This window comes from Limnothrix sp. FACHB-881 (assembly GCF_014698135.1).
In the GTDB taxonomy this organism is placed as follows: domain Bacteria; phylum Cyanobacteriota; class Cyanobacteriia; order CACIAM-69d; family CACIAM-69d; genus CACIAM-69d.
Genome location: NZ_JACJSN010000021.1, coordinates 59,946 through 74,810, shown reverse-complemented (window position 1 = coordinate 74,810; position 14,865 = coordinate 59,946). Strand labels below are relative to the sequence as shown.

Annotated in this window: 10 protein-coding genes; 3 read left to right on the top strand and 7 right to left on the bottom strand. The window is 52.1% G+C overall.

What is annotated here, in order from left to right:
• Positions 1–187: 187 nt before the first annotated feature.
• Positions 188–418 carry a helix-turn-helix transcriptional regulator gene (locus tag H6G52_RS16330; RefSeq protein WP_190529665.1) on the bottom strand — a complete coding sequence of 77 codons (231 nt, stop codon included), beginning with the start codon at positions 416–418 and terminating at the stop codon, positions 188–190.
• A gap of 188 nt (positions 419–606) precedes the next feature.
• Between H6G52_RS16330 and H6G52_RS16325 the strand changes: the two genes are divergently transcribed.
• On the top strand, positions 607–1,176 hold the full coding sequence (locus tag H6G52_RS16325) for a Uma2 family endonuclease (RefSeq protein WP_190529664.1): 570 nt from the start codon (positions 607–609) through the stop codon (positions 1,174–1,176).
• Positions 1,177–1,357: 181 nt separating this feature from the next.
• The gene (locus H6G52_RS16320) at positions 1,358–3,241 is read left to right on the top strand and encodes an aspartate kinase (RefSeq protein WP_190529663.1); all 1,884 of its coding nucleotides are present in this window, start codon (positions 1,358–1,360) and stop codon (positions 3,239–3,241) included.
• Here the strand turns inward: H6G52_RS16320 and H6G52_RS16315 are convergent.
• Positions 3,172–4,596 carry a TIGR04283 family arsenosugar biosynthesis glycosyltransferase gene (locus H6G52_RS16315; protein WP_190529662.1) on the bottom strand — a complete coding sequence of 475 codons (1,425 nt, stop codon included), beginning with the start codon at positions 4,594–4,596 and terminating at the stop codon, positions 3,172–3,174. The genes H6G52_RS16320 and H6G52_RS16315 overlap by 70 nt on opposite strands.
• Positions 4,597–4,727: 131 nt before the next feature.
• Between H6G52_RS16315 and H6G52_RS16310 the strand changes: the two genes are divergently transcribed.
• Complete coding sequence (locus tag H6G52_RS16310; RefSeq protein WP_190529661.1) at positions 4,728–5,288, top strand: Uma2 family endonuclease; 561 nt, start codon at positions 4,728–4,730, stop codon at positions 5,286–5,288.
• A gap of 60 nt (positions 5,289–5,348) precedes the next feature.
• Here the strand turns inward: H6G52_RS16310 and argJ are convergent, their stop codons facing one another.
• The 5 genes from argJ to pstB all read right to left on the bottom strand — a co-directional run bounded on the left by argJ (position 5,349) and on the right by pstB (position 14,858).
• Positions 5,349–6,590 carry a bifunctional ornithine acetyltransferase/N-acetylglutamate synthase gene (gene argJ / locus H6G52_RS16305; protein ID WP_190529660.1) on the bottom strand — a complete coding sequence of 414 codons (1,242 nt, stop codon included), beginning with the start codon at positions 6,588–6,590 and terminating at the stop codon, positions 5,349–5,351.
• Between the two features lie 350 nt (positions 6,591–6,940).
• Positions 6,941–8,212 (bottom strand): sensor histidine kinase, encoded by a 1,272-nt coding sequence (locus H6G52_RS16300; protein ID WP_190529659.1) that lies wholly within the window; start codon positions 8,210–8,212, stop codon positions 6,941–6,943.
• A 132-nt stretch (positions 8,213–8,344) separates the two neighbouring features.
• Positions 8,345–10,705: a hybrid sensor histidine kinase/response regulator gene (locus H6G52_RS16295; RefSeq protein ID WP_242026447.1), complete on the bottom strand. Its 2,361-nt coding sequence runs from the start codon at positions 10,703–10,705 to the stop codon at positions 8,345–8,347.
• A 1,039-nt stretch (positions 10,706–11,744) separates the two neighbouring features.
• On the bottom strand, positions 11,745–12,647 hold the full coding sequence (gene trpC, locus H6G52_RS16290; protein ID WP_099531984.1) for an indole-3-glycerol phosphate synthase TrpC: 903 nt from the start codon (positions 12,645–12,647) through the stop codon (positions 11,745–11,747).
• Positions 12,648–14,063: 1,416 nt separating this feature from the next.
• Positions 14,064–14,858 carry a phosphate ABC transporter ATP-binding protein PstB gene (gene pstB, locus H6G52_RS16285; protein ID WP_190355035.1) on the bottom strand — a complete coding sequence of 265 codons (795 nt, stop codon included), beginning with the start codon at positions 14,856–14,858 and terminating at the stop codon, positions 14,064–14,066.
• Positions 14,859–14,865 lie beyond the last annotated feature (7 nt).

The following is a 14,865-nucleotide window of genomic DNA, read 5'->3' as shown; positions in this document are numbered from 1 at the left end:
ATGGCAGACCGTTTGACCCCAGCCAACTAGCGGTCGCCACAGCTCCTGGCTCTTAAGCTTTACCTTTCTTCACTCTCAGCCCCTTGCGTCTATCCGGGGAACACAGTATCTACGAAATACCGAATGATGTGACCGTGATATCAATGAGGGTTGGCAAATCCAGCGGGGAGCTGGCAAAGGCGATCGACTATTCCACCACTTCGCCAAGGTAGCGCTGCACAAAGTCCTGCGCTGCTTCAGGCTTGAGTGTTTTCAAGGCCTTCACAATTTCCAAAAGTGTTTCAGCGGTTGGATCGCGAATTTCCTTGCACCAGCGATAAACATTGGTGCGTTCAATTTCCATCTGCATCGCAAGGGAGTATTGGCTCACCTCGTGATCCTCAAGCACTTGTTTCAAAACGCGGCCGGCTTTTCCCATGCCCTCGATCGTCTCAAAGGTCTGGATTTCCGTAAATGATATCCCTGTAGCTGACGGAATCCTAAAGGTTGACAGTCATCATTACGCCCTATGACTGGTTCTAGCAGCTCATCTCAACCACATTGCTACACTGAAGTTAGGATCGATGTCGCACTGAAAGCAATTGATCAGGAGAAATTAACAAGTCCATGATTGCTCAACAGGATTTATATTTCCTTAGCCCCGATGACTATTTACAACAGGAGGCAAAATCCACCCAAAAGCATGACTATATTGATGGAGAAATTGTAGCGATGGCGGGTGCGAGTAGTGCCCATTGCACGATCGTGGCAACCTTAACGGCGCTGCTTTTAAAATCCGTTCGTCAGCAAGGTTGTCAGCTATTTACCGGTGATATGAAAGTACGAGTCGATCGCCATAATTGCTTTTACTATCCCGAGTTGCTCGTCACTTGCGACCCACGCGATCAAAACACAGACTATTACAAATGCTTTCCTAAATTAATTATTGAAGTGCTTTCCGATAGCACGGAGTTGCGCGATCGCGGTGAAAAATTCTTCAACTATTCTGCTTTAGAAAGCCTGAAAGAATATGTGCTAATTAGTCAGGATAAGATGCGAGTAGAGTGCTTTCGCCGCGATGACAATAATCGATGGGTTTTGGAGTGGTATGGCCCGGTCGATCGCGTGTTTTTCCACAGCATCGATTGGCAAGGAATGATCAGCGATTTGTACGAAGACGTATCATTGCCCGGTTGAATTACCTGTTTTGCAAGGCCCATTTTGAGCTGATCCCAACCTCGATCGAGATGGTCAAGAACCCAAAAAGAATCGGAAACCTGGGCAAACCGTAGCCCCGATCGCAGACGGAGCAGCGGCGGCCGGCGACGGTTTCCGGTAAAGTTTTTTGCACCTTTAGCGGTTGTGGGGGCAAAGACCAATGGCAACGATCGTTCAGAAATATGGCGGCACGTCGGTTGGCTCGATCGAGCGGATTCAGGCCGTAGCGGCTCGGGTGATCGATACGGTGAAAGCGGGAAATTCCGTGGTGGTGGTGGTTTCGGCCATGGGCAAAACCACCGATGGGCTGGTGGCCCTGGCGCGGGAAATTAGCGATCAGCCCAGTCGCCGGGAAATGGATATGCTGCTTTCGACCGGGGAGCAGGTCTCGATCGCCCTGTTGAGCATGGCGCTACAGGCGGCGGGACAACCGGCGATTTCCCTGACCGGTGCGCAAATTGGGATCGTCACGGAAGCGTCCCACACGCGGGCGCGGATTTTGAGCATTGATCCCGATCGGCTGCGTCGCCACCTCGATGAGGGCAAAGTGGTGGTGGCGGCGGGCTTCCAGGGAATCTCGAATGCCGATGATTTGGAAATTACCACCCTGGGGCGCGGCGGCTCAGATACGTCGGCGGTGGCTCTGGCGGCGGCTTTGCGGGCCGATGCCTGCGAAATTTACACGGATGTGCCGGGAGTGCTGACCACCGATCCCCGCCTCGTGCCGGAAGCGCAAATCATGGCGGAAATTTCCTGCGATGAAATGCTGGAGCTGGCTAGCCTGGGCGCAAAGGTGCTGCATCCTCGGGCGGTGGAAATTGCCCGTAATTATGGTGTGCCGCTGATTGTGAAGTCGAGCTGGACGACTGATCCCGGAACGCGGGTGGTGTCGCAGCCGGTGGGCGATCGCCCCTTGGAAAACCTGGAAATTGCCCGGCCGGTGGATGCCATTCGCTACAACACGAATCAGGCGCAAATCGGTTTGCTGCGCGTGCCCGATCGCCCCGGGATCGCCGCCAAGCTGTTCGGAGAGCTGGCCAAGCAAGCGGTGGATGTGGACTTGATTATTCAGTCGATCCATGAGGGCAACACCAACGACATCGCCTTCACGGTGACGGAGCAGGAAGCCGATCGGGCTGAGGCCATGGCTGGGGCGATCGCGCCGACCCTGCGGACGGAACCGACGCGCCCGATGGAAACGGAGGGAGCCGAAGCGGAGTTGGTGGTCGATCGCCATGTGGCCGAAGTCAGTATCTACGGCGCGGGCATGATTGGCCGGCCCGGCGTGGCGGCCCAAATGTTCAAGACCCTGGCGGACGCGGGGATCAATATTGAAACCATTTCCACCTCGGAAGTGCAGGTGGGTTGCATCATCGCTCCCGGCGACGACGCGGCCGATCGGGATTTGGAGGCGCTCTGTCAGCGAGCGGTGGCGGCCCTGCGCCATGCTTTTGAGCTAGACACGGATCAACTTTTGCCGGAGGTGTTGCCGATCAACCAACCCGCCAGCTCCGATGAGCCGCCCGTGCGGGGTGTGGCGCTCGATCGCAACCAAAGCCAAATCGCCGTCCGCAACGTGCCCGATCGCCCCGGCATGGCGGCCAAAATCTTCGAGCTGCTAGCCGAAAAGAGCATCAGCGTCGATACGATCGTCCAGTCCCAGCGGCGGATCGTTGTCAACGGCTCCCCCACCCGCCACATCGCCTTCACCACCGCCGCTACCGATGCGGAAGCCGCCCGCGCTGTGCTGCTAGCCGCCGGTCAGGAATTCGGTTGGGGCGAAGTGGTCGTGAATGCCCAGGTGGCCAAGGTCAGCGCCGTGGGAACGGGGATGATTAACCGGCCCGGCGTGGCGGCCCAAATGTTCAACGCCTTGGCAGCCAAGGGGATCAACCTGCTGATGATCACCACCTCGGCAATCAAGATCAGTTGCGTGGTGGAACAAGATCAAGGCGTGGAAGCCCTGAAGGCGGTTCACGAAGCCTTTGATCTTTCGGGCGAATACCAGGCCAGCAACGTCCACGGACTGACCCCGGCAAAGTAGGCGAGTAAAATCGTCCAGTTGCGGAGCGTGCAGCGCCAAACGCCCTCACGCTCCCAGCGCCGAGCCGAGGTGAGCACCCGATCGGGCAAAATCCGAATCCGCCAACCCCGCCGCCGAATCGATCGCATCAGGGCCACGTCTTCCATAATCGGAATTTCCGGGTAGCCGCCCAGCGCCCCAAAGGCCGATCTCCGCATAAAAATCGCTTGATCCCCATAGGGCAACCGGGTGAGGCGCGATCGCACCGAAGCCACCCGGGCGATCGTTCGTAACGTCCACCGCGACGAGGCGATTGATAAGTCAAATGCTCCACCTACTAAATCCTCGGAGAAGGGCGCACGGCGGTGCGCCCCTACGGTGGGTGCTTGTTTCAAAGTTGTTTTGATTTGGGTAAAGGCCGTTGCGGGTAATTGCGTATCGGCGTGCAGAAATAGCAGGATTTCCCCTCGGGCGATCGCCGCGCCTGCGTTCATTTGCAGCCCCCGACCCCGCGCCGCCGTGATGCCTCGCACCGGGCGATCGCTCGGCAAATACTGCAAGGTTGAACCCGCCCCATCGCCATCGACCACAATCACTTCGTAGGGAATTTGTCCGGCAATTTTTACTAAGTGATCCAGCATTTTTTGAATCCGTTCCCCTTCATTCAGCACGGGCATAATCACGGAAAGGGCGATCGGCTGTCGAATTTTTGCCAACGTTGCCATTGCTCGTTTCAGAGCCGAATTCTGCTGATTTATTTGCCAGAATCGATCTAAATCGGTTGCGTGATCAATATCGTACCAATGGGGCAGAATTGCGACTGGTTGGTTAGCTGATTGGAACCGGGCGATCGTCTCCGCAAAAACCGTTTCGGTACTCCAAATCATGTTTTGAAAAATAGCGGGTAACAGGCGATCGCACCGAAACCCCACCAAGCAATAACCCCCATCTTCCGTAGGGCAAATCACCGCGCCGGTTTCGATCAATGCTTCAGCCGCCTGGGTCAATATTTCATCGGGTAAATCGGGGCTGTCGCTACCCACCAGCAAGACCCGATCGCTTCCCTGCCCAAAACAAGTCGTGAACGCCCGCGCCATTCGATCGCCCAAATCCCCATCGCCCTGGGCCACCAGTTGCCGATCGTCACAGCCCAACCAGTCGCGCACGGTCGATCGCCCCGAATCAGGTGCATAGAACACGCAGATATCGGCTTGCTGGCGATTGGCAAATACGGTGAGGCGATCGAACCAGTCCCGCCCCATCGATCGATAAAATTCCGTCGCAAAATCCGCCCCGATTGTCTTGGCTAGTCGCGATTTAACCTGACCTAATTCGGGCGCTTTGACAAATAGGGCGATCGTTAATTTTGTATCCATCAAATGTCAATCAATTTCCCATTTTCCGGATTAAACACTGGTGTTGAATCTTGACAGGTCAGTGATCCAGGTGCTCGCTGGCTCCTATCCATTTGCTATCCTAAAGTTCAGAGCGCCAGGACAATTGTAAGATGATCGCCGTTCCCAGTGGTTTTAGTGCTGTTGATTATTTAGTGCTGGAACAAGACAGCAGTCAACGCCATGAGTACCGTTATGGCTCGGTCTACGCTATGGCTGGCGGCAGCGGCAACCATAGTGCCATCTGCATTAATTTGCTGAGTGCGATTCATGGGCATTTGCGTCAAACCGATTGCCGATTCTATGGCAGCGATGTGAAAGTCAGCTATGCCGATCGCTTCTTTTACTATCCCGATGCGTTCGTGACTTGTGACCCGCGCGATCGCACCGATCGCTATGTCAAACGCTATCCCAAACTGATTGCGGAAGTCCTATCACCCTCTACGGAATTATTCGATCGCACCACGAAGTTTGAGGATTATCAAGCGATCGAAACCCTCGAAGAATATGTCTTAATTGACCAAGAAAAAGTCGCCGTGGAATGTCGGCGACGGGTGGCGGGCGGTCGCTGGGAAAGCCAGATTTATCAAGCAGGTGATCGGGTGGAATTAATCAGTATTGGCTTAACAATTGCGATCGAGGATCTCTATGCTGGACTCGATGAAATGCCCTAACAATCATCACCCCAGACAAGGGGCTGAAGCCCCTTGTCTAACAGGATTCAACTATCAGAATTAGGTGGTGTATTCGGCGTTGATCTTCACGTAGTCGTAGCTGAGATCGCAGCCCCAAGCCTTTGCGGAGCCGGGCCCGTCGCCAATGCTGACCCCGATCGCCACGGTGTCGGTTTTCAAGTACTCACCCTCAGCGGCGGCCTTCAGGTAGTTGTGGGCGGCCATCCGATCGAACGCCAGCGGTTGCCCGTTTTCCATCAACACAATGTCGCCGAGCTGAATCCGCAGGTTGTTTTGGTCGAACTTCACGCCAGCGCGACCGGCAGCCCCGGCAATCCGGCCCCAGTTGGGATCGCGGCCGAAGATGGCAGATTTGGTGAGGGCGGAACCGGCGATCGTCTTGGCGACGGCGCGGGCGGCGGCTTCGTCGGGCGCACCGCTGACGGCCACTTCAATCAAACAGGTCGCCCCTTCCCCATCCCGGGCGATCGCCTTGGCTAAGTGGGTACAAACCGCCGTCAGCATGGCTTCCAGCTTTTCGGCTTCCGGGCCCCACTGGGTGATTGCCGGGGTGCGCGATTGACCGTTGGCCAGGGCAAACAGGGAATCGTTGGTGCTGGTGTCGCCATCAACGGTGATTTGGTTGAAGCTGCGATCGCCCGCCCGCGAGAGCATTTCCTGCCAGAGCTGGGGCGACACAGCCGCATCGCAGGTGACAAAGGCCAGCATCGTCGCCATGTTCGGGTGGATCATCCCCGATCCCTTCGACATGCCGCCAATCCGCACGGGACGATCGCCAATCATGGTTTCCAGGGCGATCGACTTAACGACTAAATCCGTCGTCAAAATCGACTTTTCGGCGCTGGCTCCCCCCTCGTCGGATAGGGCCGCCACCACTTGCGGAATCCCAGCGCGCATCGGTTCCATTTTGATGCGCTGCCCGATTACCCCCGTGGAAGCCAGCAACACCGTGTTGGGATCGATGTCCAATTCTTTGGCTAGCAGTTGGGCGCATTCTTCCGCGTCGGCGGCCCCAGCGGCTCCCGTGGCGGCGTTGGCCTGGCCGGCGTTTACCAAAATGGCGCGGGCGCTGGGCTTGGCTTGCAGGCGATCGCGGCAGTAGTCCACGCAGGCGGCCCGCACTTGGCTGGTGGTAAAAATCCCGGCGGCGATCGCCTCCACTTCAGAATAAATCAGGGCCAAATCCGGCGCGCCCGAGGGTTTCAGCCCCGCCGTAATGCCCGCCGCTTTATAACCCTTAGGAGCCGTTACGCCGCCGGAAATCACTTGCCAATCTGCCATGATTCGATCGCCCTTTCACGATTGCTAAGTTGCCCAGAATCCGGGCAATTGGGTGATTATAGCAAGGTCGTTTCGGGCGATCGCGCTGCTTCTGTCACGGGATCACGATGCAAGTCTTGATGAAATTTGCCAACAAGAGCTAATGAATAGCGCAAATATTAATCAGTTCTTGACGAACTCTTGACTAACGCTTGACCAACGCTTGGGGCTAACAAGGTTGTGCGATCGCGTGCAGGATAAATTATTGTTTGATCGCAATTCATAGATTGTAATTCATACAATTTTAATTCCAGAATTGCTTGATCGAAATAGCCGATAGTTTCAGCAAATTGCGGCAATTCCGAATCAATTTATTTTGGATTAATTGGTAAACGAATCAGAAATTGAGTGCCTCGTCCTAGTTCTGACTGCACCTCCAAAGTGCCACTATGCTTTTCAGACACAATCTGATGGGCGATCGCTAGGCCGAGTCCTGTCCCCTTGCCAACGGGCTTGGTTGTAAACAGCGGCTCAAATAGCCGTTGCTTGACTAACTCATTCATGCCGATTCCATTGTCAGCAATGCAAACCGCAATTTGCTGATCGTTGGTGGCCTGAGTTGTAATTTGAATTTGCAGCCCAGAATCGGGGGTTTTGCCTTTCAGTGCGCTCTCCTCTAGGGCATCGATCGCATTGGCGAGCAAATTCATGAATACCTGATTGATTTGTCCTGGATAGCAAGGCAGTAGAGGCAATTCACCATAGGACTTGAGAATCGAAATCTCCGGACGATGATCACTGCTTTTCAAGCGATGTTGCAGAATCATCAGGGTGCTGTCTAGGCCTTCATGCAAGTTCGCTGGGATTTTAGTTTCAGTATCAGCACGTGAAAAAGTGCGCAACGATGTGGAAATTCCGCGAATTCGATCGGCTCCCAGCGTCAGGGAATTGATAATCTTGAGGCTATCTTCAAAAATAAAATCCGGTTCCAAATCTTCCAAAACGGCGGCTAATTCTGGGGAAGGCTGCGGATGTTCTTGCTGATAGAGCCGCAGGATTTCCGCCATGTTGTTAATGTGCTCTCGCAGCGGATCAACGTTGCTGGCAATGAAGTTGATAGGATTATTGATTTCGTGTGCAATGCCCGCAATCATTTCTCCCAAACTTGATAGCTTTTCCTGTTGAACAAGCTGCACTTGCATTTTTTGCAAAGCGGCTGTGCGATCATGAACTTGATGTTCCAAAGACTCCGTTAGTTTTTTGAGCTTGAGGTGAACCTGTAGTCGAGCTAAAACTTCTGTTTGATCAAATGGCTTGGGAATATAGTCCACTGCTCCTAGGGCAAAGCCTTTGGCTTTATTTTCCGTGTCTGAAAAAGCAGTTGTAAAAATAACTGGAATCGACCTTGTAAGTGGATTGGCCTTGAGGCGGCGGCAGGTTTCAAAGCCGTCAATACCTGGCATTTGGACATCTAGCAAAATGAGATCTGGAAGATTGCGATCGACCTGCGCCAATGCACTTTCACCATCGATCGCCACGCGAAAACGCAACCCGGCACTATTCAGCGCTTCTGATAAAACCGCCAAATTAGTTGGATTATCATCCACAACTAAAATAAATTCATTCGACGCAGATGCTGACATAGGCCATCAGGAGTTGATTTAATCATCCGGTGATTGGGAGAGACTATGCAAGCATTTCCCAAAATTTTCTAGATCTTCTTGAAGTGTTGAGGATCATTAAACCGAGAGAAACAAGCTCAATGACGAAAATGGTTATTGAGCTAAGTAGCGCTCAAGCAATGTTTGTAGTTGTTTAAGTTGAAAGCGAGCCGCCAATTGAGTGACCTGCTCAGAAAAAGGTGCCATGCTCGGGTTGGACTCTGCCAGTTCAGCAACCATGGATAAGATTTCTTGAGTATCACCGTCCATCAGGAGATCGTGCAACCGTTGCACAATTTCTGAAGCGGGAGGAATCACATCTTGGGTCTGAAGAGGTTCAGTTTTTGAGGCAGGATCAGGGATGGTGGCTTGCTCATAAATCCAAGTTAAGTTAAGTTGCTCTTGCAAAATTTGAAGCAGCACTTCAGCTTGGACTGGCTTGGGCAAAAACAAGTTAGCGCCCGCATCGATCGCCTCTTGCTGATTGCTTTCAAAGACACTGGCTGACGACGCGATCGCCACAACATTGCGCAAAGTTTCAGAGGCGCGAATTTGTCTGAGTAGTTGATAGCCATCCATGACATGCATCATCAAGTCCGTAATGATTAGGTCAGGAGCATGATTCAGTGCAGTTTCCCAACCATCTTGACCATTTTGGGCTTCCACCATTTTGAATCCAAGTGGCTCTAGGAGGCTAACAATCACAGAGCGATTCTCCCAACGATCATCTACCACAATGATGGTGCGTTGCTTGCCTTCATAACCCACAATTGTTCCTTGGTCAATTGTTCGAGAGGCGGTTGCCCATTCTTTGGCCTCCGATAGCTGCACATCAAACCAAAAGGTACTGCCTTGGCCCAGTGTGCTCTCTACTTCAATTTGGCTACCCATTAAGGACACAATTTTGTGGCTGATAGCGAGTCCTAAACCAGTGCCCTCTGACTGCTTTTTGCTATTACCCACTTGCTCAAATGGCAAAAAGATCTTTTCTAATTGTTTTGGTGTCATCCCCACACCCGTATCCTCAACCTGGAATCGCAGACGGTATAGGGACGGATCATCGAGTTTTTGGGCTTGAACGCGAAATGTCACTTGTCCTTTATCAGTAAACTTGATTGCATTGCCGAGAAGGTTAATCAAGACTTGGCGTAGTCGCTTCTCGTCGGCGCGAATCCCGATCGGTAGATCTGAATCAGCTCGATAGATAAAAGCAATGCCTTTTTGTTCAGCGCGAATCCGACAAATTTCGCCAACGCCTTGCAGAAACGAGGGCAAATGAAATTCATTAATTGCCAGGTCAAATTTACGAGCTTCAATTTTAGAAAGATCTAAAATGTCATTAATCAAGGTCAGTAGGTGGGTTCCGCACTGATGAATAATTTGGATGCCATCTTGTTCTTTTTTGCCCCAAGTTTTGGAGCGACTGAGAATTTGGGCATAGCCCAAAATGCCATTCAGGGGCGTGCGTAACTCATGGCTCATATTCGATAGAAATTCGCTCTTGGCCTGATTGGCGGAATCTGCTGCGGCCTTGGATTGCTTGAGCTGTGCTTGCTCCGTGGATTGAACATAGACCAAAACGCCAATCAGCGTGCCCACGAGGAGCAAAACAACGATCGCAATGCCATCCAGTAGCTGAAGCTGAGATTCAATATTCTGGCGTGGAATCACCAGTGCCACAGACCATTGTGCTTCGGTGAGTGGTCGAAAACCCACATAGCTTTCAAGTCCGTCAATTTTGACCAATTGAATGTCCTGTTGCCGATTGACCATCTGTTGGGCAATGTGGGCCAACCCTGGGTCTTGGGCAACTACCAAGCTTGGCGCGGGCTTGTCTATGGTGGACATGAATGCTGAGTTGGGATGCACGATCGCCTCGCCCTTGGAATTGAGCACAAAGGCATAGCTGCGATCGCCATATTTCAACTGATTGGTGACTTGCTTGATCCGATCGATCGTGACCACCCCATGGATGACTCCAGCGGGTTTCTCTTTTGAGTTTTGATCTTTAAAAATAGGTGCAGCAATGGCCACGCCAGGTACACGAGTGATCCGAGCAATCATGGGATCATCGACATAAATTTGCCCAGTCATTGCCTTCTGAAACCACCGGCGATCGCGCACATCGGCCGGCTTGGTTTTGGCAACAGTGCTTTGGCGGATTCCTGCTGCTGTGGTGAAGCCAAAAAACGAAAAATCTCCAATTCGTTGATCTTCCGCTTTGAGATAGGGACTGGCGATCGCCCAGTCCATCGATCGCACTACTCCAACGTTGGATAACATTTCCACGCGTGTTTTCAACAATGCCAACCAACTATCAATATCCTGGGACTTGTTGGTCACACGGGATAGTGCATCCTGCTTTAAGTTTTCCAATGTTGCTTGGCGCACAGTTTGATAGCTAATATATGCGCCCACGCCTACGAGCAGCGCCGTTCCTCCCACAATCAACCGCATCAGCAGGTTGCGAGACAACTTCAGGCTGAGGAAAGAACTAAGGCTTGGCAGCGTGGCTGCAAACTTTCGGTCGGTTGGTTGGGAGTGCAAAATCATAACGATCTGAAGTCGGTGGCAAGTGATTAGGTCATGCGCTCGGGCTGTGAAATTTGCTCTAAGTTATGAACAGCTAGAGTAACTTATTTGTTTCATTTCAAAGCAGATGGTAGCTCCCATTTCCCTTGTGTCATGAGGTTGATTGCTGACTGCCAACTCTATCGGAGATTTGTAAAAATTTTGTGAAAGAAATTGATTGAGTGTAAAAAATTACACAAGAAAATATTCAAGTGTAAAAAATCGCACAGGAAAATCCGAGATCTTTACCCTATCAAAATAAATCCGCGATCGACTCTGTAAAAGTAGGCTGACTCAAGATAACACCTAATATTAGTTTTAGGCAGCAACATTACTCTGATTTCAGAACGAATGGCGGCTTTAGGCAGTGATTTGTAGCACTGACAGGCAAGACTGATTTAGATTTTTAGAACTAGTTCGTATATTTGCATTCATAGAACAAACTTCGGCGCTGTTTGCAAGATGATGATTTCCAGTGCAAGATTGCCTGCCCAGACAGACTGCCGCCTGTTCCTCATTACTGAGTTGCAGTACTACCTAATTTTTTAATCAATCAATCTTTAAAAGAATGTCTGGAAAGAAAGAATGTCTGGAAAGTCCGAATTGCTACGCTGCACACCCCCGTGATCAACGCAAACAAGGGACTTAGAGCCTGTCGTCAAATCACCTGAAACCCTGATGACCTCGTTCTTTAAACCAATCAGTCGTAGGGGCGGGGTTTCCCCGCCTAGTTCCCGTGATCCTTGGGTGTTCCCAGGGATGGACAGGGTTGTGGTGATCGCCCGGGTTAGGGTTGGGAGACCCAACCCCGACGGTGATGGAAATGACGATCGGCCCTAAACCCTTTCTCCCTCAGCCATTGGTGCTCCACCATTGCCGCAAGTGACCGCTCAACCATCCACCACCGAGAGGATGGTTGACGGGCTGGGGTTGATCTAGAGGCTCATTCGCGATCGGTCGTGCCATGCAGCAAATCATTGACCGCTTGGCCCACATCCGGCTGACGCATCAGTGATTCCCCCACCAACACGGCCCCGGCTCCGGCATTCAGCACCCGATCGAGATCTGAACGATTGCCCAAGCCCGATTCACTGACCACCAAAATATCGCGCGATCGCAGTTGCTCACCCCGCGTTTCCAAGAGGGCGATCGTGGTTTCCAGCGTCACTTGAAATGTGGCCAAATCACGATTATTGATCCCCACCAACTTCACCCCATCCAGGGCTAAAACCCGGTCTAATTCGGCCAAGGTATGCACCTCAATCAATGCCGTCATTCCCAAGGCATTAATAATCTTCAAGAAATATTGCAAATCCGTATCAGTCAAGATGGCTGCAATTAACAAGATGGCATCGGCCCCGAGCGATCGAGCCAGATAAATTTGGTAAGGATAAAGCACAAATTCTTTACAGAGCAGCGGCAAATTAACCGCCTGCCGAATTTGCGCCAAATAATCGAAACTGCCCTGAAAAAACTCCTGATCTGTCAGCACCGACAAACAGGCCGCGCCGCTAGCTTCATAGGTTTGGGCGATCGCCACCGGGTCAAAATCCGCACGAATCACGCCCTTGCTGGGGGAGGCTTTTTTCACTTCCGCAATGAGCGCTGGTTGAGGGGCCGGCGGTTGGCGCAATGCGGCTAAAAAGTCTTGAGGGGGCTGGGCTTCTCGCACCCGTTGCTGAAGTTTAACTAGGGGTAACGATTCCCGCAGCCGATCGACCTCTGCTTCCTTGTGCCAAACGATTTTTTCCAAAATATGGCGAGGCTCGCTATCGGGCACACGCACTTGATAGCGCAAGGTATCAACGGCAACGGCTGGATTGGGTTGAATGCGGCGAATTTGCATAGAATTTAGAAGCAGTGAATCGCTAAATGAAGAAAGGGATGAATTTTGCCGATTCTGATGTAGGCTAATGGGCATCGGAGCATCGATAGCCGACCAATTAAATGAGCCAATTCGCCAAACAGCAAAGTTGGTGCTTTAATTGGCAATTTGCTAACGGGCAATTTGTCCTGACCAAGGGAGATCAAAAGCGATCTTTGGGTTAGGGTTCAATGGTCGAAATGCTCTCGGTGATCTGTTGACCTTCATGATCGTTTGGACGATTGATTGCTCTAGCAATGCTCTCCCAGTAACGAGCGAGCCATTGCTTCAAGGCCCTGTAGGCCACCGCTACCCTCTCAACTGCTACTTCTCAAGATCCAGCACCCAAGTCCAGTAGCGACGAATTTGGGTTCAATTGGTTTGCCCACTCGTCTTGGATTGAGCGGCCCTAATCATACGCGAAATCAGTTGTTGCCGGATCGATCGCCCCAGAACTGGCCTGAAATGCCTTGAAATCACTCCCAGAGAATTTCTCAAGGAAATCTTGTAAAAAACTGGTGATTGCTCTGGATCGCGCTGGAATCTAGGAAGCTGGAATCTGGGAAATCTAGATCATTCATCCCGTGGCTGATTCCATGAATGCCTAACCTAGGGATGCTTAACCTAGGAGATGAACAGTGGGACACCATGGGGGTGCGATCGCGATCGCTCAGACTGACGACAACGATCGACAAAGCCGCCGAGTACTGTCACGCGCCACGGGCTGAACCATCACTGGCTCGATCGGGCGATCGTGACACAATCAAAGTACAAAGCAATCCACCCAGAAAGCATCTATCCTGCATCCGTTGAGCGATGCAACTCCTACCTCTACCCTTCACCCAAAAGGGAGGTTCATCAATGTCTGTGCTACTCGTAATTGCCGTTTTGTTTGCGCCCGTTCTGCTGTCCTCAATGATGGTGGATGAAAGCTTCGATGAAGCTTTGGGTCATCCCAATCGCCATTAAAGCGATGTTTGTGTGGTTCCTGTTGGAATCCTAGTCACAACTCATGGCAACATTGGCTGATCAAAGGCTGATCAAAATTGGCTGATCAAAATCCGCTAATCACAATTGATTTGTTGCAGGAGTTAATGGTCTGTTGCAGGGGTAAATGGGTTTTCAGCAAATGGGCCAGAAATCATGGGCAGGAAGCGCCCCAACCCGGCTGAGGCCAATTTCAACGATTGCGTTCTGCACCACCTGCCAACTCCTAACGCCACAGCTTCGACGTTACTCAGATCCCCCTCAAGATTTCATCTACCGCCGCCCTTCAAACGCAGTTCAGACGAAGTGCAACCCTAAAGAAGTGCAACCATTAAAAAGGAGAGGATGCTGGTTCATTGAGCCATGAACGCATCCTCTCCTTCGTTTAGGGTTCTGGTTGGGGCCGAAGTTTTAGCCGAATCGACCGGTTACATAATCGCGAGTGGCTTCTTCCACGGGATCGTGGAAAATGCGTTCCGTGCGATCGTACTCCACCAAATAGCCAACCTTGTTGCCCGAGTCGGTGGCTTGGGCGTTGAAAAAGGCCGTGCGATCGCTCACCCGCGAAGCCTGTTGCATGTTGTGGGTCACGATCACGATCGTGTAGTCACCACTCAGTTCCTTAATCAGTTCCTCAATGCGGAGGGTGGAAATCGGATCCAAGGCCGAGCAAGGCTCATCCATCAGGATCACTTCCGGTTGAATGGCCACCGCGCGGGCAATGCAAAGGCGCTGTTGTTGTCCACCAGAGAGGGCCAAGCCACTGTCGCGCAGCTTGTCTTTCACCTCATCCCAAAGGGCAGCCCGCCGCAGGGAGCTTTCAACTAGCTCATCCATGTTGCCGCGATAGCCATTGATGCGGGCCCCAAAGGCAATGTTTTCGTAAATGGATTTGGGGAAGGGATTCGGGCGCTGGAACACCATCCCAATGCGGCTACGGATGGAAACGGCATCAACCTTGGGGCCGTAGAGGTCTTCTTCGTTGTAGGTAATTTGTCCCTCAACACGGGCGCTGGGAACCAGGTCATTCATCCGGTTAAAGCAACGCAAAATCGTGCTCTTGCCACAACCGGAGGGGCCAATGAAGGCCACAATTTCGCCCCGTGGGATGTCTAGTGATGCGTCGCGCACCGCGATGCTGGAACCGTAGTAGACCGAGACCGATCGGGCAGATAACACCGCATTGGACGTGACAGAAGATTGCATACCAGTC

Bases quoted from the DNA above. Each gene is read 5' to 3' on its own strand.
- H6G52_RS16330 (WP_190529665.1), bottom strand. From the start codon at position 418: ATGGGAAAAGCCGGCCGCGTTTTGAAACAAGTGCTTGAGGATCACGAG.
- H6G52_RS16325 (WP_190529664.1), top strand. From the start codon at position 607: ATGATTGCTCAACAGGATTTATATTTCCTTAGCCCCGATGACTATTTA.
- H6G52_RS16320 (WP_190529663.1), top strand. From the start codon at position 1,358: ATGGCAACGATCGTTCAGAAATATGGCGGCACGTCGGTTGGCTCGATC.
- H6G52_RS16315 (WP_190529662.1), bottom strand. From the start codon at position 4,596: ATGGATACAAAATTAACGATCGCCCTATTTGTCAAAGCGCCCGAATTA.
- H6G52_RS16310 (WP_190529661.1), top strand. From the start codon at position 4,728: ATGATCGCCGTTCCCAGTGGTTTTAGTGCTGTTGATTATTTAGTGCTG.
- argJ (WP_190529660.1), bottom strand. From the start codon at position 6,590: ATGGCAGATTGGCAAGTGATTTCCGGCGGCGTAACGGCTCCTAAGGGT.
- H6G52_RS16300 (WP_190529659.1), bottom strand. From the start codon at position 8,212: ATGTCAGCATCTGCGTCGAATGAATTTATTTTAGTTGTGGATGATAAT.
- trpC (WP_099531984.1), bottom strand. From the start codon at position 12,647: ATGCAAATTCGCCGCATTCAACCCAATCCAGCCGTTGCCGTTGATACC.
- pstB (WP_190355035.1), bottom strand. From the start codon at position 14,858: ATGCAATCTTCTGTCACGTCCAATGCGGTGTTATCTGCCCGATCGGTC.